This is a genomic window from Kamptonema formosum PCC 6407, assembly GCF_000332155.1.
Lineage (GTDB): Bacteria > Cyanobacteriota > Cyanobacteriia > Cyanobacteriales > Microcoleaceae > Kamptonema > Kamptonema formosum.
The window spans coordinates 1-2,148 of the sequence record NZ_KB235902.1; the positions used below are offsets into that span (position 1 = coordinate 1).

Annotated in this window: 3 protein-coding genes; all 3 read left to right on the forward strand. The window is 42.6% G+C overall.

Going from position 1 to position 2,148, the window contains the following annotated elements; all coding sequences use genetic code 11:
* Positions 1-257 precede the first annotated feature (257 nt).
* The 3 genes from OSCIL6407_RS36905 to OSCIL6407_RS36915 all read left to right on the forward strand — a co-directional run bounded on the left by OSCIL6407_RS36905 (position 258) and on the right by OSCIL6407_RS36915 (position 1,942).
* Positions 258-593, forward strand: a complete 336-nt coding sequence (locus OSCIL6407_RS36905; RefSeq protein WP_019486984.1) for a hypothetical protein — start codon at positions 258-260, stop codon at positions 591-593.
* Positions 578-805 (forward strand): hypothetical protein, encoded by a 228-nt coding sequence (locus tag OSCIL6407_RS36910; RefSeq protein WP_019486985.1) that lies wholly within the window; start codon positions 578-580, stop codon positions 803-805. Before OSCIL6407_RS36905 ends, OSCIL6407_RS36910 begins: the two co-directional genes overlap by 16 nt.
* A 1,050-nt stretch (positions 806-1,855) precedes the next feature.
* A complete protein-coding gene (locus OSCIL6407_RS36915) occupies positions 1,856-1,942 on the forward strand; it encodes an EF-hand domain-containing protein (protein ID WP_234709929.1) in 87 nt (28 codons plus the stop codon).
* The last annotated feature ends 206 nt before the right edge of the window (positions 1,943-2,148 follow it).

The window sequence follows — 2,148 nt, forward strand, 5'->3', positions numbered from 1 at the left end:
CTCATGATAAGTTACCTAAAGTTATATGTAACTAGCGATGAGTAAATTGGCAAGGGTGAAATATGGGACGGCTCAACTCCCATCTGGCAAAAGATAGAGGTGGGTTTTAGGCAGTGGTATGAATGGCTAGAGCATCCAGAGACTAAATCCTTCAGGGTTGATGATGGCGAGGGTTACACAGCCAGAAAGAAACAGAAGGAGGCTACTGGTACGCCTACCGCAAAGTTGAGGGAAAGTTACATAAGCGTTACATAGGATTGTCTAAGGCTCTGACTTTGCGGCGACTGGCTGAAGTTGGGGCATTATTCGATATCCCTAGTCAACCTAAGTTACCTAAGCCTATGGGTAACTCAAAGGTCAGTGAAGAGTTACATAATGAACTAGGTAACTTACAAACAGTTAACTTAGGGTTACAGAAGGAAATTACCCAACTAAAAGCAGAACTAGCAGAGGCGCGATCGCAACTTCCCTCCCAGACCGCGCAAGATTCCACATTTTGGGACTTTCCAGACGCGGCGGACTTGCTCAACCAGCTCAAGGCTAAGCGTAAAAAAATCAAAAAACTGATTTACAAGATGTGGAAGCAATCTTAGAACTGTTGCCAGAGATGCCACAACAATCACAGCCACAGCTACCCGATTTGTATGCAGCGAGGGATAAGCTTTTTGAGATGCCATCCTTGGGCGGCTGGAAGTTTGAGAAAGGTGAGAAGCGCGATCGCTTCTATGCTTTTGCCTCTGCTCTGATTGAAGAGGCCTCAAAACTTGACCAAAAATTACACCATAATCCAGCGCTTACAATCTGACCTCAAGCAAGCAACCGAACGGTGCGACGGATACGGCAACCAGTTGAGAGAAAGACAGAAACCATTCGCAAGCTTACGGCAAAGCTAGGGCAACGTCCGTTTAGGTATTGAGCCGATATCTGTGTAAAAGTGCAATATAAACTACCATCACCAACTTTCTTGCTTTGGCTGCTGTTGTATGCGATCGCTAACTCCAACTTCCAACAGTTCTCATTTCAGTCTTGCAAAAACCATAAAAACCATAAATTGGTCATTTTTACCCCCCTATAACGTCTATTTGACATGGCTTGCTATGCGACTACCACACTAACTACGAGGATTTAGGAGGTGTCGGAGTACAAAAAGCAATTAAAAGTCAGCGAAAGTTAATTTAACTTAATTAAAATTTGTGAAAATTGGAGGATAATTTAGGATTTTTGAGGGACAAGTAGGAGATATTAGGAAATAAGAGGGAATAAGAGGAAATAGAAGGGTTAAAATATAAAGCTTTTTGTGGCTTCCACTAACTATCGGGGTGCGTTCCTTCTCACAAAAAAGTTGCACCCCTGTGTGGAAGATGCAACTTAGGCTTATTGCTGGTAGGTATTACCTCTTAGAACCTGACCTTTGTCGCAGTCGTAACATCAGCGGGGTTAGTACCCGAATCAGCGAGGCAACAGAGCAGATGAAGATAGCGAACGATCGCTCTGCATGAACATTCTGGCAGCCCGAAAAAATTACTCTTCCAGTTCGCTTTTTTTGTACAAAAGTGCGGTAGCACTGCCTTCAATAAAACCAAACAAACTGAACTGCAACTCTTCCTAGAAAACGGCTATCGCCTTTGTTCCGATACATTAATATGAAATAGCTGAATGGCTATCACAAAGCGGCAATTAAAAAAGCAGCCTTAACAGCTTTTCAATTAGTTCGGCTTGCTCAAGTGTGAAAGTACAGCTTGCTATAAATGACACGAGTTACAGCTTGTATCTGCCAGGGTAAAAGGTAACTTTCCTTGCATCTTTTTCAACATTATGGGATATTGAATTGAAAAACTAATTCAAATAGAAACTTATGGCAACTGAGCAAGAGCTTCAATCTCTTTTTAATGCCTTGGATCGCGATCAAGATGGCAAAGTATCGAGTAATGAGCTTTTTTAAGTCCTGGGTTAAATGCAGTCATTTTAGCAGAAACAGGTACTAGCCCTGCGGAACTGCTAGCGACGTCTCGAGATGAAGAGGGTAATATTACCTTTGAAGCCTTGAAACAAGCTGTTAAGAAAGCAGGGAATTTAGAATAAGCGCGATCGCCCAGCCAGCAGCGATTGAAATAAAATCATTTATCCAAGTGGATGAGTGTCTTCCCC

Bases quoted from the DNA above. Each gene is read 5' to 3' on its own strand.
- OSCIL6407_RS36915 (WP_234709929.1), top strand. From the start codon at position 1,856: ATGGCAACTGAGCAAGAGCTTCAATCTCTTTTTAATGCCTTGGATCGC.